Annotated in this window: 19 protein-coding genes, 1 tRNA gene and 3 pseudogenes; 7 read left to right on the forward strand and 16 right to left on the reverse strand. The window is 41.0% G+C overall.

Annotated features, from left to right (window positions below; translation table 11 throughout):
- Both NTV63_01540 and NTV63_01545 read left to right on the forward strand, forming a co-directional pair.
- Nucleotides 1-519 (forward strand): hypothetical protein (locus NTV63_01540; protein MCX6709622.1); only part of this gene is annotated, 519 nt, incomplete at its 5' end.
- 77 nt (nucleotides 520-596) lie between these two features.
- Nucleotides 597-1,172 (forward strand): DUF333 domain-containing protein, encoded by a 576-nt coding sequence (locus tag NTV63_01545; protein ID MCX6709623.1) that lies wholly within the window; start codon nucleotides 597-599, stop codon nucleotides 1,170-1,172.
- A 99-nt stretch (nucleotides 1,173-1,271) separates the two neighbouring features.
- Here the strand turns inward: NTV63_01545 and NTV63_01550 are convergent, their stop codons facing one another.
- From NTV63_01550 to NTV63_01585, 8 genes and pseudogenes are all read right to left on the reverse strand, one after another.
- Complete coding sequence (locus tag NTV63_01550; protein MCX6709624.1) at nucleotides 1,272-2,297, reverse strand: NAD(P)/FAD-dependent oxidoreductase; 1,026 nt, start codon at nucleotides 2,295-2,297, stop codon at nucleotides 1,272-1,274.
- 141 nt (nucleotides 2,298-2,438) lie between these two features.
- Nucleotides 2,439-2,750, reverse strand: a complete 312-nt coding sequence (gene rpsJ / locus NTV63_01555; GenBank protein MCX6709625.1) for a 30S ribosomal protein S10 — start codon at nucleotides 2,748-2,750, stop codon at nucleotides 2,439-2,441.
- Between the two features lie 96 nt (nucleotides 2,751-2,846).
- A pseudogene (gene tuf, locus NTV63_01560) lies at nucleotides 2,847-4,139 on the reverse strand (translation elongation factor EF-1 subunit alpha).
- 180 nt (nucleotides 4,140-4,319) lie between these two features.
- Nucleotides 4,320-6,492, reverse strand: a pseudogene (locus NTV63_01565) (elongation factor EF-2).
- A gap of 54 nt (nucleotides 6,493-6,546) precedes the next feature.
- Complete coding sequence (locus NTV63_01570; GenBank protein ID MCX6709626.1) at nucleotides 6,547-7,146, reverse strand: nucleoside-diphosphate kinase; 600 nt, start codon at nucleotides 7,144-7,146, stop codon at nucleotides 6,547-6,549.
- Nucleotides 7,147-7,215: 69 nt separating this feature from the next.
- A complete protein-coding gene (locus tag NTV63_01575; protein ID MCX6709627.1) occupies nucleotides 7,216-7,413 on the reverse strand; it encodes a 50S ribosomal protein L24e in 198 nt (65 codons plus the stop codon).
- 19 nt (nucleotides 7,414-7,432) lie between these two features.
- A complete protein-coding gene (locus NTV63_01580) occupies nucleotides 7,433-7,753 on the reverse strand; it encodes a 30S ribosomal protein S28e (GenBank protein ID MCX6709628.1) in 321 nt (106 codons plus the stop codon).
- A gap of 10 nt (nucleotides 7,754-7,763) precedes the next feature.
- Nucleotides 7,764-8,126 carry a ribosomal L7Ae/L30e/S12e/Gadd45 family protein gene (locus NTV63_01585; protein MCX6709629.1) on the reverse strand — a complete coding sequence of 121 codons (363 nt, stop codon included), beginning with the start codon at nucleotides 8,124-8,126 and terminating at the stop codon, nucleotides 7,764-7,766.
- Nucleotides 8,127-8,520: 394 nt separating this feature from the next.
- Between NTV63_01585 and NTV63_01590 the strand changes: the two genes are divergently transcribed.
- Nucleotides 8,521-9,201 (forward strand): TIGR00289 family protein, encoded by a 681-nt coding sequence (locus NTV63_01590; GenBank protein MCX6709630.1) that lies wholly within the window; start codon nucleotides 8,521-8,523, stop codon nucleotides 9,199-9,201.
- 99 nt (nucleotides 9,202-9,300) lie between these two features.
- Nucleotides 9,301-9,606, forward strand: a complete 306-nt coding sequence (locus NTV63_01595) for an MscL family protein (protein ID MCX6709631.1) — start codon at nucleotides 9,301-9,303, stop codon at nucleotides 9,604-9,606.
- An 84-nt stretch (nucleotides 9,607-9,690) separates the two neighbouring features.
- Here NTV63_01595 and NTV63_01600 read toward each other — a convergent pair.
- The 3 genes and pseudogenes from NTV63_01600 to NTV63_01610 form a co-directional block, all read right to left on the reverse strand.
- Nucleotides 9,691-10,203, reverse strand: a pseudogene (locus NTV63_01600) (ferredoxin:glutaredoxin reductase).
- Entirely contained in the window at nucleotides 10,193-10,492 is a 300-nt protein-coding gene (locus NTV63_01605; GenBank protein ID MCX6709632.1) for a glutaredoxin family protein, read from the reverse strand. Before NTV63_01605 ends, NTV63_01600 begins: the two are co-directional and overlap by 11 nt.
- A gap of 46 nt (nucleotides 10,493-10,538) precedes the next feature.
- Complete coding sequence (locus tag NTV63_01610) at nucleotides 10,539-11,027, reverse strand: tryptophan-rich sensory protein (protein ID MCX6709633.1); 489 nt, start codon at nucleotides 11,025-11,027, stop codon at nucleotides 10,539-10,541.
- Between the two features lie 205 nt (nucleotides 11,028-11,232).
- On the opposite strand from NTV63_01610, the gene NTV63_01615 reads away from it, so the two are divergent.
- Nucleotides 11,233-12,360 (forward strand): hypothetical protein, encoded by a 1,128-nt coding sequence (locus NTV63_01615; GenBank protein ID MCX6709634.1) that lies wholly within the window; start codon nucleotides 11,233-11,235, stop codon nucleotides 12,358-12,360.
- An 11-nt stretch (nucleotides 12,361-12,371) separates the two neighbouring features.
- Nucleotides 12,372-13,292 carry a hypothetical protein gene (locus NTV63_01620; GenBank protein MCX6709635.1) on the forward strand — a complete coding sequence of 307 codons (921 nt, stop codon included), beginning with the start codon at nucleotides 12,372-12,374 and terminating at the stop codon, nucleotides 13,290-13,292.
- A 43-nt stretch (nucleotides 13,293-13,335) separates the two neighbouring features.
- Here NTV63_01620 and NTV63_01625 read toward each other — a convergent pair whose 3' ends face one another.
- The 5 genes from NTV63_01625 to NTV63_01645 all read right to left on the reverse strand — a co-directional run bounded on the left by NTV63_01625 (nucleotide 13,336) and on the right by NTV63_01645 (nucleotide 18,085).
- A complete protein-coding gene (locus NTV63_01625; protein ID MCX6709636.1) occupies nucleotides 13,336-14,574 on the reverse strand; it encodes a hypothetical protein in 1,239 nt (412 codons plus the stop codon).
- A 152-nt stretch (nucleotides 14,575-14,726) separates the two neighbouring features.
- Nucleotides 14,727-16,508, reverse strand: coding sequence for a glutamate--tRNA ligase (gene gltX, locus NTV63_01630; GenBank protein MCX6709637.1), 1,782 nt, complete (start codon nucleotides 16,506-16,508; stop codon nucleotides 14,727-14,729).
- 45 nt (nucleotides 16,509-16,553) lie between these two features.
- Nucleotides 16,554-16,656: transfer RNA gene (locus NTV63_01635), tRNA-Ile, on the reverse strand.
- 63 nt (nucleotides 16,657-16,719) lie between these two features.
- A complete protein-coding gene (locus NTV63_01640) occupies nucleotides 16,720-17,292 on the reverse strand; it encodes an HD domain-containing protein (GenBank protein ID MCX6709638.1) in 573 nt (190 codons plus the stop codon).
- Nucleotides 17,293-17,338: 46 nt separating this feature from the next.
- Nucleotides 17,339-18,085, reverse strand: a complete 747-nt coding sequence (locus NTV63_01645; GenBank protein ID MCX6709639.1) for an HAD family hydrolase — start codon at nucleotides 18,083-18,085, stop codon at nucleotides 17,339-17,341.
- A 204-nt stretch (nucleotides 18,086-18,289) separates the two neighbouring features.
- Here NTV63_01645 and NTV63_01650 point away from each other — a divergent pair.
- Nucleotides 18,290-18,490 (forward strand): 30S ribosomal protein S8e (locus NTV63_01650; GenBank protein MCX6709640.1); only part of this gene is annotated, 201 nt, incomplete at its 3' end.

Raw genomic sequence — 18,490 nt, forward strand, 5'->3', positions numbered from 1 at the left:
GCGCTTGAGAAGGAATTGAAAAATGAGAAATTTGACTACCAATCGCTTGCGTTCCAGCACCTGTTAAAGGTTCCATCCCAAAAATCAATGGTTGAAATTATTTCTGATTACGGAAAAAAAGAGTTTGAGACAAGGATTACCTCAATGAACATTGCGCTTGGAAAGACAACCGGAAGGATAATAAAGATTGCTCCCAGGGCATCAAACAGGGACGGATTTTTTGACATAACACTCATGAAGGACGCATCATCAATAGGACGCCTGATTCTTTTTCCGATAATAATTGCCGGGCTTCATCCATATCTTCCTTTCCTGTCCCCCTGGGTTGAATACTTTGATTCCAGGCAGAAGATAACAGGGGTTAATATCCTTAAAGAGGGCATTCCCTTCCAGGCAGAGGGGGAATATTTTGGAAAGAGCCCCGCAAGCTTTTCCATAATTCCCGGAGCAATAGATGCAATCTACAAGAGGAAATTTTTTACCCCATTTTTTTATTCAAAGGTGATGAAAAATTCTTAACTTCAATTCCACTTGAACCTTAAAAAGGATTTAAATATGCCCGTTGTTTTTCTTTTTGCAATTCGGAGGAATTCAAAATGGAAAAAATTTCAAAATACCTTATTGCTTCAGCAATAATCGCTGCACTGCTTTCTATAGGATGCTCGCCAAAACTAATCGGGGGAGAAAAAGATTCGCACGGCTGCCTCATTGCAGCAGGCTATTCCTGGTGCGAGGAAAAAGGCAAATGCCTTAGGACATGGGAGGAAAACTGCACTGTGAATGAAACTGTTCAGATTGCAAACCCGGCATCTTCCTACTGCATCAGCAAAGGCGGAAAGCTGAATATTGTGACTGCAGAAGACGGCTCCCAGACAGGAATGTGCACTCTTGCAGACAACACTGTATGCGAGGAATGGGCTTATCTTAGAGGAGAATGCTTCAGCGGGATCTATTCATGCTTAACAGACTCTGACTGCACCCCTAAGCCAGGATGCCATCCTAAAGAATGCATAAACACTGCGTATTCCAACAAGTTCAACGCGCCTGACGCATGCACAATGATGTTTGACTGCAGTGCAGCATACAGCAAAGCCGACTGCCTGTGCGTAAATAACATATGCACCAACAAGAACCTCGGGAACAAGGGCTGTGAGGAACCAGTTGCTGAATAAGAAAGCAGCAGTTTTTTAAGCGGCGTCGTTATGCAGTGAGCATGCAAGGTGAACAATGGAGCTTACTGACTAAAAGAATGGCATAAATTGGCACATCGTTTAGGCTAACAAATTTATTGCTTTCTTCTTAAAACACGGAATTTTTAATAATAACATTCCTGCAAAAAATACCATTGTCCTGAATTTACCGCATTTAATTAAGAAATTCATTAGTTGATTATGCCTCTTCTTGATTTTCAGTAAATCCGCTATTTTGTTTGATTTGTAATCAGGATTAAGGATAATTTTTCCAATTTCCTCTCCAGATATTAAAGCCGGGTATATCCCCTCGCCAGTCAATCCAGAAACGAATCCCGCTGCATCCCCAGCTAAAAATACATTTTTAAACCGGTGTCCCTGATAATCATAATTAAGCAGGAATGCTTCGTATTTTCCTTTTGAAATATCAATTTTGTTCTTTTTTAACCAATTTTTAAAATTACTTTTCAATTCTTTTGATGAGAGTATTTTTGGATTACATCCGCATCCAACAGATACATAATTTTTATGAGGAAATATCCAGGCATACCAGGCAAAAAATAATTTGGATTCAAAAAAAACTTCAAATTCTTTGTATTTTCTAGTCGCTATAACATACTGAATTGCAATATCAATATCCTCGGATTTAATTCCCAAATATTTTTTTACAAGAGACATTGAACCATCTGCGCCAACTAATAATTTGTATGATATTTTTTTGTCATTAGCAATGATGAAATTTTTTTCAATTTTTGAAACTCTTGAGTTTGTTCGAACTTCAATATTTCTAAATCGCTTTAATTTTTTAAGCTGCCATTGACCGAGATTTTTCCTGTCAATTGTATAAACAAAATTATTCTTGTATTTGACTGTTGAAGATGCGTTATTAATGTGTAATTTTATTTTATTGTACTGAAAATCAATTAAATTCCTAGGTAAATTCAGGCATTCAATGTCTTTTCCAGTCAATCCTCCTGCACAAACTTTATAACCGATTTCTTTGTTTTTTTCAAGAAGTAAAACTCTAAATCTGCTGTTTCCTAAAGTTTCAGCACATTTTAATCCAGCAGGACCTGCCCCAATAATTATTACATCAAAGGATTCCACATTTTTAATATATTTGATTTGTATTATTAAAGTTTCGTAATCAGTAAATCGCCGTTAAACTAAAATAGAATTTTTCGGATGATTTTACTTATCCTTTCTTCCGCTGTTTTATTTTTAAAAAAAGAATGATTTTGATGAGGTTTAGTCATCAATTATCTCTATCTCAATGTTGAGCCCCTCTGGGATTGGGACCCTCATGACAAGCCTTAACGCCCTTTCGTCAACCGCAAGGTCAATTAATCTCTTGTGCACCCTCATCTCATACCTTTCCCATGTTGCGGTTCCGTTTCCGCATGGCGCCTTCCTTGTGGTTATCTTGAGCTTTTGCGTCGGGAGCGGGATCGGGCCTTTCATATCGACTCCGGTCTTTTCAACTATGCTTTTGATGTATTCGCATGTCTGGTTGATTTTGTCAATATCAGTGCTTGCTAATTTGATTCTTGCTTTTTGCATATTGAATTCACTCCCGCATCTTTAAAATAAAGTGTCTCCATGGTGAGTGCAGTTCGCCATGGGCTCTATTATAGAGGAAAAAAATCATAAAAATTCTTATAACACCTTTTTCACCATGTCAATGCACATTCCTGCTGCTACAGTTGTGCCTGAGTCCCTTATAGCAAATCTTGCCATGTGCGGGATTTCCTTGTTCTTCTCAATTACAAGCGGTGTTGCAGGCTTGACTCTGATGATTGCAGCATCTCCCTTCTTGATGAAGTCCGGATGCTCTTTCACTGTTTCGCCTGATACCGGGTTAATCTGCTTTATTATCTCGATTATCTGTCATGCAACCTGCGCTGTGTGAATGTGGAAGACAGGTGTGTATCCCACTGTTATGACGGTTGGGTGGTTCAGGACAACAATCTGGGCTGTGAACTCTGTTGCAACGCTTGGCACGTTTGTTGTGTGCCCGAGGACATCTCCCCTTGTTATGTCTGTCTTTCCGATTCCCCTTATGTTGAAACCGACATTGTCTCCCGGCTCAGCCTGCTGGAGCTGTTCGTGGTGCATCTCTATGCTCTTGACTTCTCCGCTGACTCCCTTTCCTTCTCTTGCCGGAACAATTATTACCTTGTCATTTACTTTCATGATTCCGGTTTCAACCTTTCCAACTGGGACAACTCCGATTCCGGTGATGTTGTACACATCCTGGATTGGAAGCCTGAGTGGAAGGTCTGTTGGCTTCTTTGGTGGCAAGAGGCTGTTCATTGCTTCAATAAGTGTTGGTCCCTTATACCATGGCATGTTTGTGGACTTCTTGAAAATGTTGTCGCCTGGGAATGAAGCCATTGCAATGAAAGTTATCTTGTCCGGATTGTAGCCTACGCTCTTAAGGAGCTTTGAAACCTGCTCTTTAACTTCGTTGTATCTCTTCTCTTCGTACTTGGCCATGTCCATCTTGTTGATTCCAACAATGAGCTGCTCAACGCCAAGTGTTCTTGAGAGGAATACGTGCTCCTCTGTCTGAGCCTGGACTCCGTCTCCTGTGTTTGCTGAAACAATAAGCACAGCAGCGTCAGCCTGTGATGCTCCGGTAATCATGTTCTTGATGAAATCCCTGTGTCCGGGAGCATCAATTATTGTGAAATAATACTTTTCTGTCTCGAACTTCTTGTGGGAAAGGTCAATTGTGACTCCTCTTTCCTGCTCTTCCTTAAGAGTATCCATGACAAATGCAAACTCAAAGCCGGCTTTTCCAAGCTCTTTTGCTTTGTCCTTGAGCTTCTTCATTGTCTGTTCGTCTACGACTCCTGCGTCGAAGAGAAGCCTTCCTACAGTTGTTGATTTTCCGTGGTCTACATGTCCGATGAAAACCAGGTTAATATGTTCCCTTGTCTTTGGCATTTTAATTCCTCCACAAACTTTTTTTGGTTATTTTTTTATCTTCTTTTTCAAGCCAAAAGCGCCTGATGCGTTTTTAAGCTTTCTCTCCTATGAGTTTTTTGTTTTTATTTATAAAGTTTTCCCTTCGCTCACAGGATAATGCGTTTAATCCTTTGCGGCAAAAAAAGCCGCTAAAATCATTTAGGCCTGGACAGCAACTCCTGTTTCTGCGTCAACCTTGAGCCCCTTCCTGTTTCTGATTGTGTTTACCACTTTTTCCTGCATCTCTTCAGGGACTTTTTCGAATGCCTGGTCAACCACAAACTGGGTTCCTCTTCCCTCTGTTGCGGACCTTATGTCATTGCTGAGCCCTATCATCTCTGCAACAGGCATCTTTGCCTTTATCTGGACAAGCATTCCCTCCTGCTGGACATCAAGCATCTGCCCCCTTTTGTTTCCGACAAGCTTTGAGAGATCTCCCATGTATTCCTCTGGCGCCTCAAACTGCATTGTCTGGACAGGCTCGAATATGAGCGGTCTTGAGAGGAGGATTGCCCCTCTGATTCCGTCTCTTACAGCAGGGTAGACCTGCGCAGGTCCTCTGTGAATTGCATCTTCGTGGAGCTTTGTGTCCATGAGCATTACTTTAAGTTTCATGCAGGGCTCTCTTGAGAGCGGGCCTGCGCTCATGACATCTTCAAATGAGTCCATGATTAATTCCATAACATCTCCTATGTGGACAATTCCCCTGGTCATATCAATAAGCATGTTGCCGTTGTAAATATCCTTAACTTTTCTTCCGGTTTTGGTGTCCATTCCAAGTTCTTCAAGCTTTCTCCAAACCTCGTCCTTCTTTATCCTCATCTCAGGAAGCATTCCCTCTTTTATTTCCTTGAAGATATTGTCCTCAAGAGGCTCTACGACAAAGTAGAACTTGTTGTGCTTGTTTGGGGATTTTCCCTCAACCTCGGGTGATTTCTTTGTGATTGTTTCCCTGTAGACGACAATTGGGTTGCTTGTAATGATGTCAACTCCCTTCTCTGTCCTTATTCTGTTTTCTATGATCTCAAGGTGAAGCTCTCCCATTCCGCTTATCAGGTGCTCTCCTGTTTCCTCATTGATTTTAATCTGGATTCCAGGATCCTCCTTGTTCACCTGCCTCAAAACCTCAATGAGCTTTGGAAGGTCAGAAGGCCTCTTTGCCTCTATTGCCTTTGTGACAACTGGCTCAAATATGTGCTTTATTGACTCAAACGGCTCCATGGGCTCTGTTGAGACTGTTTCTCCTGCAAATGCGTTCTTCAGCCCGACGATTCCTACGATGTTTCCCGGAGGGGCTTCCTCAATTATCTCCCTCTTTGGGCCGTTGTAGATTGAAACCTGCTGGACTCTGACTCTCATTTTTCCGCCGTTCATGTAAAGTTCTGCTCCGGTTCTCACTGTTCCTGAGAAAAGCCTTGTCCATTACGATTTTTGTGACTACAAATGCAACCTGTCCATCCTTGTTGCAGTTAACTAAATCCTTTCCAACCTGGGATTCAGGATCGCCGTGCCATATTTTCGGAATCCTGTATTTCTGGGCTTCTATGGGCGTGGGGTGGTGCTTGATTGACATCTCAAGGACTACCCTGTGGAGAGGAGCCTTCTTTGCAAGCTCTTCAATTTTAGCCGGGTCTGCTGTTTCATATGCCTCTATTATGTCTTTGAATGAGATGTTGTTTGCTTTCATGTAAGGAACAGACAATGCCCATTTGTGGAATGCGCTTCCGAATGCAACGCTTCCGTCATTGACATTAACCTGCCACTTGTCCCCGAATTCCTTTTCGGCAAGGTTCTTTATCAGGTAGTTCACATTAGTTATTATCTTAGTGAACCTTTCCTGCATCTGCTCAGGCGTGAGCTTCAATTCCTTCATCATCCTGTCAACCTTGTTGATGAACAGGACTGGTTTGACTCTTTCCCTGAGCGCCTGCTTTAGGACTGTCTCTGTCTGCGGCATTACCCCTTCAACAGCGCAGCAGAGGAGGATTGTCCCGTCAATGGCTCTCATTGCCCTTGTGACGTCTCCGCCGAAATCAATGTGCCCCGGAGTGTCAATCAGATTTATCAGGTATTCCTGCCCGTTGTCATCCTGGACCATTGAGCAGTTTGCTGAGTCAATTGTGATTCCTCTTGCCTTTTCATCCTCGTGGAAGTCCATTACGCACTGCTTCCCCGCAAGATCTTCTGAAATCATTCCTGCGCCGAGGAGCAGGTTGTCTGAGAATGTTGTCTTTCCGTGGTCAATGTGGGCTGAGGTGCATATGTTTCTGATATGCTCCGGCTCTTTCATAAGCCTCATGACCTTGTCAACCATTTTTTCTGTCATAATTATTTCACCTATGCTGTGTTTATTTTCCAATAATTTTTCTGATAATGATTTTTTCTTTTATTGTACCTGATTTTCGTAAACTGTCCTATATGCATAAATCTCGTTGATATTAAACCAGAGGTAGATTTCCTTTTCTGCTTCTGCCTTGCTTCCGGATGCGTGTATCAGGTTTCTTCCGCCGAAGCCCCTTTTTGTTGCATATCCCATGCTTATTGGCGAGAAGTCGCCCCTTATTGTTCCCGGAGGCGCCCTGTGGGGGGAGGTTGTTCCGCACATCTTTCTCACTATTTCAACTGCATGGACTCCCTCAAGCACTATTGCAATAATTGGCGCTTCAGTTGAGAATTTTATAAGGTCTTCCCATGCCATTTTCCCGAGCTCATCTGCTGTCATCTCTGTCTTTATTCCCATTTCATCCCAGTCCTTAAGGGTTTTTGAGCCGAGTATGGGCATCATTTCCTTTGGATAGTGCTTCATGGCAAGGTCAATGTTTGCCTTTATCATCTTCATTGCGACAATTTTCAGGCCGACATTCTCAAACCTTTCCACAATCTTTCCGACAATTCCCCTCTGAACCGCATCTGGCTTCATAAGCACTAGAGTATGCTCTATAAAGCTGTTTCTCTCCTCTACTTTTTCCTTTGAAGCTTCAGCCATTTTTTCACCCTGATACGCTAATTCTCCAATTAAAAATCATCCAATTAAAATAAAAAACAAATGGAGATTTCACTCCACTTTCTTTTTTTCCTTAACTCCCTTTTTGTATTCCTTTGTCCACTTTATGTTAGCCGGCTTTCTTCCTAGCTTAAGCATATTCTTGCTGCATTTGGTGGAGCAAAAGTAGAGAATCTTGCCTGTTTTCCTTACAAACAGGACTCCCGTCCCTTTCTTAATATTCTGACCGCAAAAACTGCATCTTGCCATTTTAATCAGCCTCTACCATTTACTTCCTTGATTGTGTGAGCTTTCTTGCTTCGATTTCTGTCTCTCTAAGCATGAGGACGTCTCCAACTCTTACCGGGCCAAGCACATTTCTCCTTATTATCTTGTTTGCATCCCTGCCCTCAAGCACCTTGCATCTTACCTGGGTTACTTCCCCCCTTGTGCCTGTCCTTCCCATTACCTCGCTGACTGTTGCAGGGAACGCTATTGAGAAGCTTACCTTGCCTGTTACAATCGGGGTTTCTTCCTCGTTCCTTTTCTTCTTCTTGTCCGCCTTTTCGTCGGACTTTATCTCATCTGGGTTCATTTCTTCTTTTTTCATTTAACCCACCTTACTCAGTTTTAGAATCCTTATTTTCTGCTCCCAAGAGCTCTGCGATTTCCCTGATTGTCTTCTTTGAATCTCCTTCCTCAACAATTGCAATGCTTGCTGTTGCCACTCCAAGCCCTGCTGCGACTCCAAGCTCTTCCTTGCTTGGCACCTGGACGCACATTATGTTCTTTTCCTTTGCAAGAAGTGGGAGATGCATTACAATCTCTGCCGGGATTATGTCCTTTGCAACTGCGACGAGCTTTGCCTGCCCTCTCTCAATTGCCTTTGTGACTTCATTTGTTCCCTTTCTTATTTTTCCTGTTGTCTTTGCAACTTCTATTGCTTCAAGCACCTTTTCAACTAGCTCATTTTCTGAGGCCATGTTTACCAATCCTCCCAATTTTTCATAAATTTCCTGATGTCTTTTTTCCCGTCTATTCCTTTAATTTATTCCGTATTATCCTGTTCTGTCTTATTCTTTTACCTACCGTGCAAAGTATCGCGAGGCTTTTCTGCCAGAAAAACACCTCATTCGAGCAAAAATGCTCTCATCAATCACTGGTGATATGGGAGAGTTTAGAACTTATTTATAAAGATTTGGGTTTAATGTGTGCTTAATTATGGTAGAATAATGATGCAAAATAATTTTTTGCAATTAATCCTTCTCTTATTCATAAGCATTTTCTGGAATTTACTCCGGCAAATTTAGTTATGCTAATTTAATGAATTGCATATTTGGTATTATTATTTATATTAATCCACTTTCTCTCTCCTTTATGAAAGTCGGCGTGCTTTTTTCAGGGGGAAAGGATTCATGCCTTGCTCTTTACAAGGCAATGAAAGAGTATGAGGTTGCATGCCTCATAACCATTAAATCAGAGAATCCTGAAAGCTACATGTTTCATGTTCCCAATATAGGGATAACAAAGATGCAGGCTGAGGCAATAGGAATCCCTCTTCTTGAAAAGGAAACAAAGGGGGAGAAGGAAAAGGAATTATCTGACCTCCGGGATGCAGTATCCCTTGCAGTTGAGAGGTTCGGGATAGAGGGATTAGTTACAGGGGCAATCTGCTCAGTGTATCAGGCTTCAAGAATAGAAAAAATCTGCAGTGCTCTTTCAATTTCATGCATAAATCCGCTCTGGATGCGCGAGCAGATTGGAATCCTTGAAGAGCTTCTTGACAATAATTTTGAGGTTGTGGTGTCAGGGGTTTTTGCATTCCCCCTTGACAGGGAATTCCTGGGAAAAACAATTGACAGGAAGATGATTGCGAAACTGAAGTTCCTGCAGGACAAGTATAAAATCAATCCTGCCGGAGAAGGGGGCGAAATTGAGACAACAGTCCTCAATGCTCCTTTTTTCAGGAAGAGGATTGAAATAACTGATTCTGAAATATCATACCACAGCAATTCAGGGGTTTTCCTGATAAAGTCAGCGAAACTTTCTGAAAAATGAGGAAGATTATTCTTAATTACCTTTAATAAGGCAAAGTTTTTAAAACAAAATCGCATAACAGGATTAATTAAATTAATAAAATTAAAGGGGTGGTATTTGATGGGAGTATTGAAAGAGTTCAATGAGTTCTTGAGGGAATACAAGGTTGTTCCGCTGGCAATAGCATTTATCATGGGCATTGCAGTAACAGCGCTTGTGCAGTCGCTTGTGGCTAATATCATAATGCCCGTTGTCACTCCGTTCATTCCAGGAGGAGCCTGGCAGACAGCGACGTTTAAAATGGGCTCAATTGTAATAAGCTGGGGGGCATTCCTCGGAGCCCTCATAAACTTTGTGATAATTGCACTTGTGGTTTTTATGCTCGCAAAGATTCTTCTTAAAGAGCAGAAAGTCGCAAAGAAATAGAATAAACAAAAATAATTTTTTTTGTTTATTTTTTATTTATCTTTCTAATTTTTTTTAATATTTTTCACTTATTCTTCATCCCTTCTACATGAACCTCTCAAATCTATCAGAATCTACTCCGCATATTGGGCAGGTGTCTGGGGGAGAATCCCTTGCGCAGAGATAGCCGCAAACCTTGCACCTCCAAACCGGGATGGATTGCTTTTTTTCAGGTTAATTATTTTTTATTTCAGGCTTTTCATTCATTTTTCTCTCCGAAAAAGGCGGCCTTCTCTCTGGAACAGGCATCGCCTTTTTTCTTCCCTCGCTTATCTCCTTTGAAACATAAAGCGCGCAGTAGCATGCGCCGCGCTCCTTTACATCGGAATCCCGGTAGTCGCAGGGGCAGATTATGTCATTGTCCTCTTCCCTTTTCCCTGATGCGAGCCGGCAGGGGCACGCCCAGTATCCATAGCGCCTGCCGTTTGTAAGAAGGCTCCTCACGAGCGCCTTTGCAAATTTCTCATCTGGATTGAGAAAATATCCCCTTTTCTCTGCGCTTATTTTCAGCTTTTCATAAACCGAATCAATTTCTGAATCTGATATTTCAGTTTCCATTTTCAAGCATCTTTTCTATCTCTTCTTCCTGATATCCGAGTATTGCCCTCTTTTTGTCAATTATTAATGTCGGAAAGGATGTGCTTTGGTTCCACCTGCCCATTTCTGCAACAGCATCTTCCCTTGCTTTCCCTTCAAGAAGGTCCACATAAACATAGCTGAATTCAAACCCTGATTTTTCCAAAAGCTCTCTTGTCATTCTGCACCAAATGCAGGTTGAAAGTGCAAAAAGTAAAATTCCGTGCCCCTTTTTTCCTGAAATGTGTTTGACGCTCTTTTCATATTCCAATTTTCTCACCTTTTCCATGAAAGCATCTTACAAACCTTTTCATCACTTAGTTAAGCAGCCATATGCTGAAGTTAAGTATTGAGGCAAAGCTTACCCAGAGAATGTAAGGGATTAGAAGGGCTGCTGATTCCCTTTTCACACGGTTAAATCTTGCAATTGTCAAAAATATTGCTCCCCATAAGATTATTATCTCAATAAGGGCGAGGAATGGCGCGTGAAGTGCGAAAAAAAGGACTGACCACAGAATGTTTAATCCCAGCTGGACAAAGAATACTGAAAGGGCAGCAATTCTCTTTTTTGATTTTTCGCTCCATACAAAATAAAGAGATATTCCCATTAATATAAAAAGCGCAGTCCACACAGGCGCAAAAACCCAGTTTGGAGGGCTGAAAAACGGCTTATTGAGCGTTGAATACCACCCTTTTATTGAAGGCATTGTGAATATTGAGCCGATAAACCCTGCTCCCAGACATATTAGAATTGATGCAATTAATTTCAAAAAATTAACTAGTTTGATTCTGTCTTTTTTATGCATTAAAACCACCTCTGAAACTGATTATTCCCCGCTTATTTTAATAATTTTGCCATTTAAGCGGTTTAATTTGTTTATTGGGTATTTGCTGCTTTTTTTATTGCTTCATATTATCCTAATTTATTGTTACTATTAAGTAGCGAAATATTTATATACTACTTCTGCTAATTTCTAATCATATTCATTAAAAACCTTGGAGGGTGTCAAAATGGATGAAAAAAAGCATTATGAACCTAGTTCTGATAATAGCGATAATGTTGATTGCAGCAAGATACCATTAAAGCCAATGGACCAGCTTAGCAGAGAGGGAATTGCTCAGGTTCCTCTGACAGATAAGGATATGACTTATGTTGATTCTTCTGTTTCTGCAAAAGCGCAGGGCAGCAAAGTTTCAGGCGAAGAAATAAGTTCAGAAAGCGCAGAAGGAATTCAAAATGCTGCTGTAAATCCAGAGGCAGTAGAAGTTTATTTGCCTTCTTCTCTGGAAAGCAAAATCAATACATCTGAGCCAAAGCCAATTCTTGAGGCGAATGCTGATGAGCTCATAAAAGCAGTTTTCACTGCAGTAAACTCAATAAACCAGATAGGTTTATTTCCAACAGGGTATCTCTCTGGTAATACAACAAGCCCGGGAAGCACTCTGGAAGCAGAGTTCGGTGTTGATTACGGCAATGTCCTTCCAAAAGCAAAGGTAAAAAAAACTCTTGATAAATTCCACGCAAAATACTCAACTCCAATACCAAACCTTGAAATTATTCTTGATAATTTAGGGGAAGGGATTAAAGTTGATGACTCAAAGCTCAAAGAAGCCAGGAAAAAACTTGAATCAGGCGATTTTGCATATCATATTATTGAAAGCTCAGCAAACGGAATAAAAAAGAGCCTTGCAGAGGGAGATTCCGCATTTGACTACAAAGGCAGTCTTGAGGAAATATTTAATGTTGTGAAATCTTCTGAAAACGGGGAATTCTATTTCACTGTTCCTGTTAATGAGCTTTTCCGTTATGCTGACCAGCTGACAGAATTCCTTTCTTATCTTAAAGACGGCCTGAAAATCGGAGTTGCAGAGTCAATAAGAAATATTCTTGAAGCAAAACTCTCAAACCTTAATGATTTGAGAGAAGAATCGCATGTTAATCCCTGCCTGAAATATTCAGTTGACTTTTCATCTGCAGGCATGGCTTACACGCATGAGGCAGAAATTAAGAAGATTGAGCTTGGAGCAAGCATCAGCCCCAAAAAGGGATTTTTCGCAAGGCTATGCGAGTATTTAGGGGAATCTCCCAGAGATGCTTTAAAAGAATCATCAATCAGAGGCCATCAAAATAAATTTTAAAAGGTGTTTAAATGCCTGAAAACAGCATTGAAAGGCTTCTGAACGAAGCAAGGGAAGGGGAACGCTTGGTTAAGGAGTTCAAGCCAGAATTTGCCCTGGAAAGCCTTGTCAAATACAATTTTCATGCATTTAAGCATTATGGACACGACATGGGCTTCACAAATCCAGAGTCTGTTGCAAATGACAGGATAAACCTGATAAGATACGGGATGGAAGAACTTTCCTATGATGCCCAAAGGTTTGACTCTGCACTTAATGCTTACCTTTCTCTTAACTCAAGGATTTGCAGCACAGCAGGAAAAGATGAGAATGAGTTTTCCTCTCTTGAGTCAGCAATATCAGATTTCAGGCTCTCATACGGCGGCACTCTCAAGATGAAGACAGAAGTTGACATCAGGAATGCCTATCAGAGAATTCTTGACATGAGGGATTCTGCAGAGACCTATCTCAGGAATGGAAAAATCCAAAATAAGAAAAAGGCAGAATCTGCGCTTGATTTTCTCAACAAGGTTGCTGAAGAGAACAATTATCTGCTCTCTTATGGCATCAGGAAATACAGGGGAAATTTAAGCTCAGAGGCAATAGCAAGGGATGTTTTCAGGGGAAAGATGCCAGAGAAGGATTTCACTTTTGAGGAATCTGAGCCATTAAAAATTAAACAGCCGGAAGCAATGGAAGAAGAGCAGCAAATTCCTGCTCCTGCATATGAGCCAGTGTATTGCGAGCCATCTCCGTCTCAGCCAAAGGAAAAGAGCACCAATCAGATTTTTTATGAGCAGGAAACTGCAAGAAGCCTTAGGAGAAGCGGGGTGCCATCTTATGTAATCAGAAAGTGCATAAGCGGAGAAAAAAGCCCTAATGAGGCGCTTTATGAGGCAGAAAACATGAGAGCAGAGAATCCGATTAAATATGCATTAATGAGATTATTCTAATAAAAATAAGATAAAATAATAAAAAAATATTTCCTGAAATCATTTACGGCTTTAAACTTCCGAGGATATTTGTAACACGCGCCTGAAACGCATGCTCCTGATTAACTAATGCGTTGAATCTGTCTCCCAGCGTATCCATTTTCTTCCCTTCCTGATTTAGCTGGTGAGCTATTCCCAATGCAACATTTATATCCTTCTCTGCTGCAGGAGGATTTTGTGTTACTGTTGCTATGCACATCTGAATCTGCGCAATAAGCTCTGATTCCTGCCTTTGAATGATTCTTTCAAGGGGAGCAAATTCCCTTATTAGATTGAGTTCAGCGTTGTTGAGAGAATCTATCTCATTAACTAAATTTCTGGCTGCAGATATTCTCTGTATCTTTTCAGCTCTCATCTGGCTGTTGGTTGTATTTTTGTTAAAATTTGCTATTTCACGGTTTATCTGGTTTTTTATGCTCTGTCTGTGTGTTTTTTCATTTATATTAGTGTGGCTGACTTCCCTAAGATGCCCTATTATCCCTGAGAAATCCCTTCTGTTAACAATAATGTGGGCATTCACCGCATTTAGCTGCTGCCTGAGGCTGTTCATGTAGGCGCTTGCATTGCCTTCATTTCTTGCTCCTCTCAGATTCTTGATTATCCCAAGTATTTTTGTCAGATGCGCCTCTACATCCTTTGTCTCGTCATAAAAGTCGTCAATGTCTTTTCTTGCATTCTCAAGCCCTGTTTTTTCCCTGTGCTCAAGCTGGTCCTGCATGTAGCTTTCCTGCCTTGCTTTTTTATTTGCATCAAAAGCACCAAGAAAGCTTGTGTGATTATTCATCATATCTGTTCCTGCAAGGTGATATCCTCCAAGGGCAGTCCTGTGCGCTGTTGCGCCCTGCACCAGGAATGCAACCATGACAAATCCGAAGATTATGAATACCGTTGTTGTTCCTAAGTTCATTATCCAGTTGAATGCCGGTCTGCTCCATACAGTAAGAAGTGCCATTCCAACAGCGAGTATTGTTGCATATTTCTCTCCGCCCTCATTCTTGAAAATCACTGTCCTTGATACATACTGCACAAGCCCAAGCACTATCAGGAATACTGCAATCAGGGGAAAAGAATTGGTGAAATTTCTCACAAATGCGTCTGAATGCCCGTTGAAAAGCTCAGTAAGCGCCTTTACAAAGTATCCCAAGTATTCACCTGCAGCCTTTTGGGTGTCTGCCAATGCAGAAGGAACTGCTGCAAATAACACTAAAGCTATTATTATCGCAAAAGAAATATTCTTTTTCATATGAGCACCTCAGCTTGTTTGTATGCTTAGATATGGTAAGCTTAAACTTTAAAGTATATACTAATATAGTTTTTTACACATTTGAGTTTATAAACTTTTCTACATTTCATAGAAATTTTTATGATAAAAAATAAAATTAAGGGAAAATTCTCTCATTTGTGAGTGTACCAGAATGAGAACTTGTTGCCATCTTTTTTGTCCAGCCTGCAGAATCCGAATCTTTCAAACTGCACCTCATCTCCTACATTCAGCGCAGATGCATTGCTTTCCAGGAACCCTTTTCTCATGGAATGGTCAGGCATAAGGACAACTGCATCAATAAGCTCTGAATCAGCAGGAAGCCAGTGCATAATCCTTTCGCCCTCTTTTCTGTAATCATCAACGCTTGCAGAAACAAAGGACATCTTATCATTTTCTTTCCTGAAATTCAGGCAGTCCATCAGCCTGTAGAGCTTTTTATCCTCAATCAAGTCAAAGTCCTCTTTTGAGATGTAGAATTCAGAATGTGTTTTGAACTTTCTCTCGCCGTATTCAGGGTGCTCGGGGTGGAGCTTAAGGTGCTCTTCCCTATCGGGAGCGTTTTCCACTTTTATCTTGACTGGCTCGCTTACGAAGAAATACCTCTTCACAAAAGGATCTATGATTTTCCTGTTTACAGATGAAACAAAAGTCCAGTCCAATGTTGTTGGAGTCGGCGAAAGCCCAACCTGGATTGCGAGTTCGTAGAATGTCTCCTTGACAAAGCCCCTCCTCTTGAGAGCCCTTATTGTGACAAGGGATATGTCATCCCATCCAGTTGCCTTTCCCTTCTCAATAAGCTCTCTTATCTCTCTGCCCTGGGTTGTTGCTCCGACTATGCTGAACCTTCCATATTGTATTACTGTCTGCTTTGAAAGCCCAAGGAGTTCCTTTATCATTGTCTGAAGCTCAACTCTCATTGTGCCGAATTCAGAGCTCCTTAATATGTGGGTTGTTCCGTGGGTGGAATCCTCTATAGCATTTTCAAAGTCATAAACTGGCCACACCTTGTATTTATCCTTCTGCCTGTAGTGCTCTGCGCTTACAATCCTGAATATGACAGGGTCCCTCATCACCTGGTTTTCAGCCTGCATGTTTGCTTTAAGCCTTAGGACGCACTGCCCGTCAGAGTATTTTCCTGAAAGCATGTTCTTCCATTCAGAAAAGTTCTTTTCCAATGAGGAATTTCTGCACTTGCATTCAAGCCCCTTGTGCCTTGAATCCTGCATTTCCTCTCTTGCGCAGAAGCACACATATGCCTTTCCCATTTTTATGAGCTTTTCCGCATAATCATAGAATTTTGGCATCTCGTCGCTTGCAAAGATGATTTCATCAGGCTTTATCTCAAGGAACTGGAGAACATCCTCCTTCATTGCATCAACATATTCCTGCGAACCCTTTAATGGGTTTGTGTCCTCAAACCTTAAAATGCATTTTCCCTTATACTTCTTCGCGTAAAGATAATTTATGAGAAAGGAGAGTGCATGCCCGATGTGGTTGTATTTGGATGGCTCAGGGGGAATCCTTGTTACAACCTTCCCCATTTCTGCATTAGGAAGCTCCTTCAGCTCCCTTTTCCCCTCTTTTTTCTCAAGCAGTTCAGGGGCTATTTCCTTAAGCATTGCAAGCTGGCTTTCTAATTTGCTGCAGTTCACCTCATCCACAACCTCATCAATAAGCTCCTTAATCTCTGAAAGCTGGCTTTTCAATGAATTGTCCTCTGAAATCGCCTTTCCCAGAACTGCCTTGACATCTGCCTTTCCGTTGTGAAGAACTGCATTGTGAAGCGCATACTTTCTTAAATTAGACATGAGCCCCATCTTTATCTTGGGCTGATTTTCATCTGCAATATCTTCTTCATTGTGATTGTTTTTATTGCCCCTGGCTTTCGCAGCTTTTTTATCCCCAGATTTCATTTTTTTCTCCTTTCGGTTTTTTTTTAGAAAATTATAAATAAAAAGTGGGCCCATGGAGATTTGAACTCCAGACCGCTGGTTGTCTTAGATTTTGTGCAGAATGCAGTCATATAAGACCAGCACTCTAACCAGGCTGAGTTATGGGCCCGTGTTCCATCGGAAAATTCGGGCGGTATTTAAATTTTTTCTTTAGGCGACTTTTTTGGGCGCTTTAAAAATAATGCTTCTTCTTCGCAAAGCTTACCAGCGACTCAAAGAACTCCATCATTTCAGGGAATGGCTCAAAATACTGCTGTTTTGCCTTTCTCAGCTTTTCCTCGTTTATGCTGTTGTATTTCCAGTCATCTTCATCAAATATTGCGTGGATTACCGGGTCAAGCTTGTCTATTGCCTGGCAGAACTTTGCCTCAATCGTCTTATTCTCCTCAAATTCCAGCCACAGCACGCTGAAATCATCTGCAAGCCCTTTGGGCATTCTTTTCTTCATTCCTGAAAGGGATGAATGCTCTTTTTCGCGCTGCCCAAGAACCTTGTCGCTGTCAAAGACAATGGTATCCCCTGATTCTATCTCAATAACATCGTGGTAAAGGAGCATCCTCATTATTTTTTTCTCATCAATTCTGTGCTTGATTTTGGGAAGGAAATACTGTGCAAGTATCATGCAGCTCCAGGAATGCTCTGCTGAGCTTTCAAACCTGTTTTTCACTTTTCCGGTCCGGTTTATCTCTTTCAGAATGAATATGTCATGCAGCTTCTTAAATTCATTTTCAATGTTTTCAGCCATTTTAGCACCGTCTTTTTTCATTAATTTGCAAACCAGTATTTATTTTTTATTCTATTATTGAAAGCAACTGCTGAAGATTTCGGACTTCTGCATCAGGGCTGCAGTTTTTTTTGTAAGCATAGTTTCTCCACTTTTCATGGTAAGAATCGCTTACCAGATAAAGCACAGCGCTCATGCCAAAGCGTTTCGCAGGTATAATGTCTCTTTTGGGGTCGTCTCCAACATACACTATTTTTTTCCTGGCAACGCCCATCTTTTTTTCTATTCTCCTAAAAACAGCTGGGTCCGGCTTTTCCCGCCTAAATTCTTCAGATGTTTCAATGTAGTCAAAATATTTCTTTATCCCGCAGGACTCAAGCGCTGAATTCAGCCCTATTGACTTGTCATTTGAGAAAATCCCGATTTTTTTGCCTTTGCTCTTCAATTCAATCAGGAACTTTTTTATTTTTCTTTTATTAATCTGCACCCTGACTTCATTAATGTAATTCTTCCTGTATTCTGAAAGGAGTAAAGGCGCCAGCACCGCAATTTTTTCACTGCTTATTCCTGCTCTTCTCATGAAGTCCTGCACAAAGATTTCTTCCTGCACAAAATGCCCTGAAAACGGAAAGTCAATTGCGCTGTTTGAGCGCGTCCATTCCCTTTCAATCCTCTGCGCGCTCATTTTTACCCCTGCCCTTCTCATTATGCGCTCAAGCTTTTTCTTTGCCTTGGAAAGAGCATTCTTAAATGGGTCCATTACAATAGTGTTTCCCTGGTCAAAAACAACTGCATCGCACAATATCTTTTTCATCTGGTTCTTCCCAAAACTCCAATTAGTTTAGTATTTATCTATTTTCCTAAAAACAAAATAAGAAGAACAGATTAGCGTATATTAATATTATTAAAAAATGAATATTCTGATGATTCTTCAATCCTTCTTTCTCATTATTTTAAGTATTGTCCCCTCTTTTTCAATAGTAATCTTTATAAAGAAGTTCCAAATTCTCATTATACCATGGCAATAAGACAAGCAAGACCAAAAAGAAAACTCAGCGGAAAGAGATACAGGGACTACAGAAAAAAGAAACTGTGCGAACTTGGACGGGCTCCTGCTCTTACAAAGGTTGACGATAAGGACAAGGTAAGGTCTATGAGAGTAAGAGGGGCAAATGTCAGAAAGAAACTCCTTAAGGCAGCATATGCGAATGTCCTTGAC

The organism is Candidatus Woesearchaeota archaeon, from assembly GCA_026394965.1.
GTDB lineage: Archaea > Nanobdellota > Nanobdellia > Woesearchaeales > 0-14-0-80-44-23 > JAPLZQ01.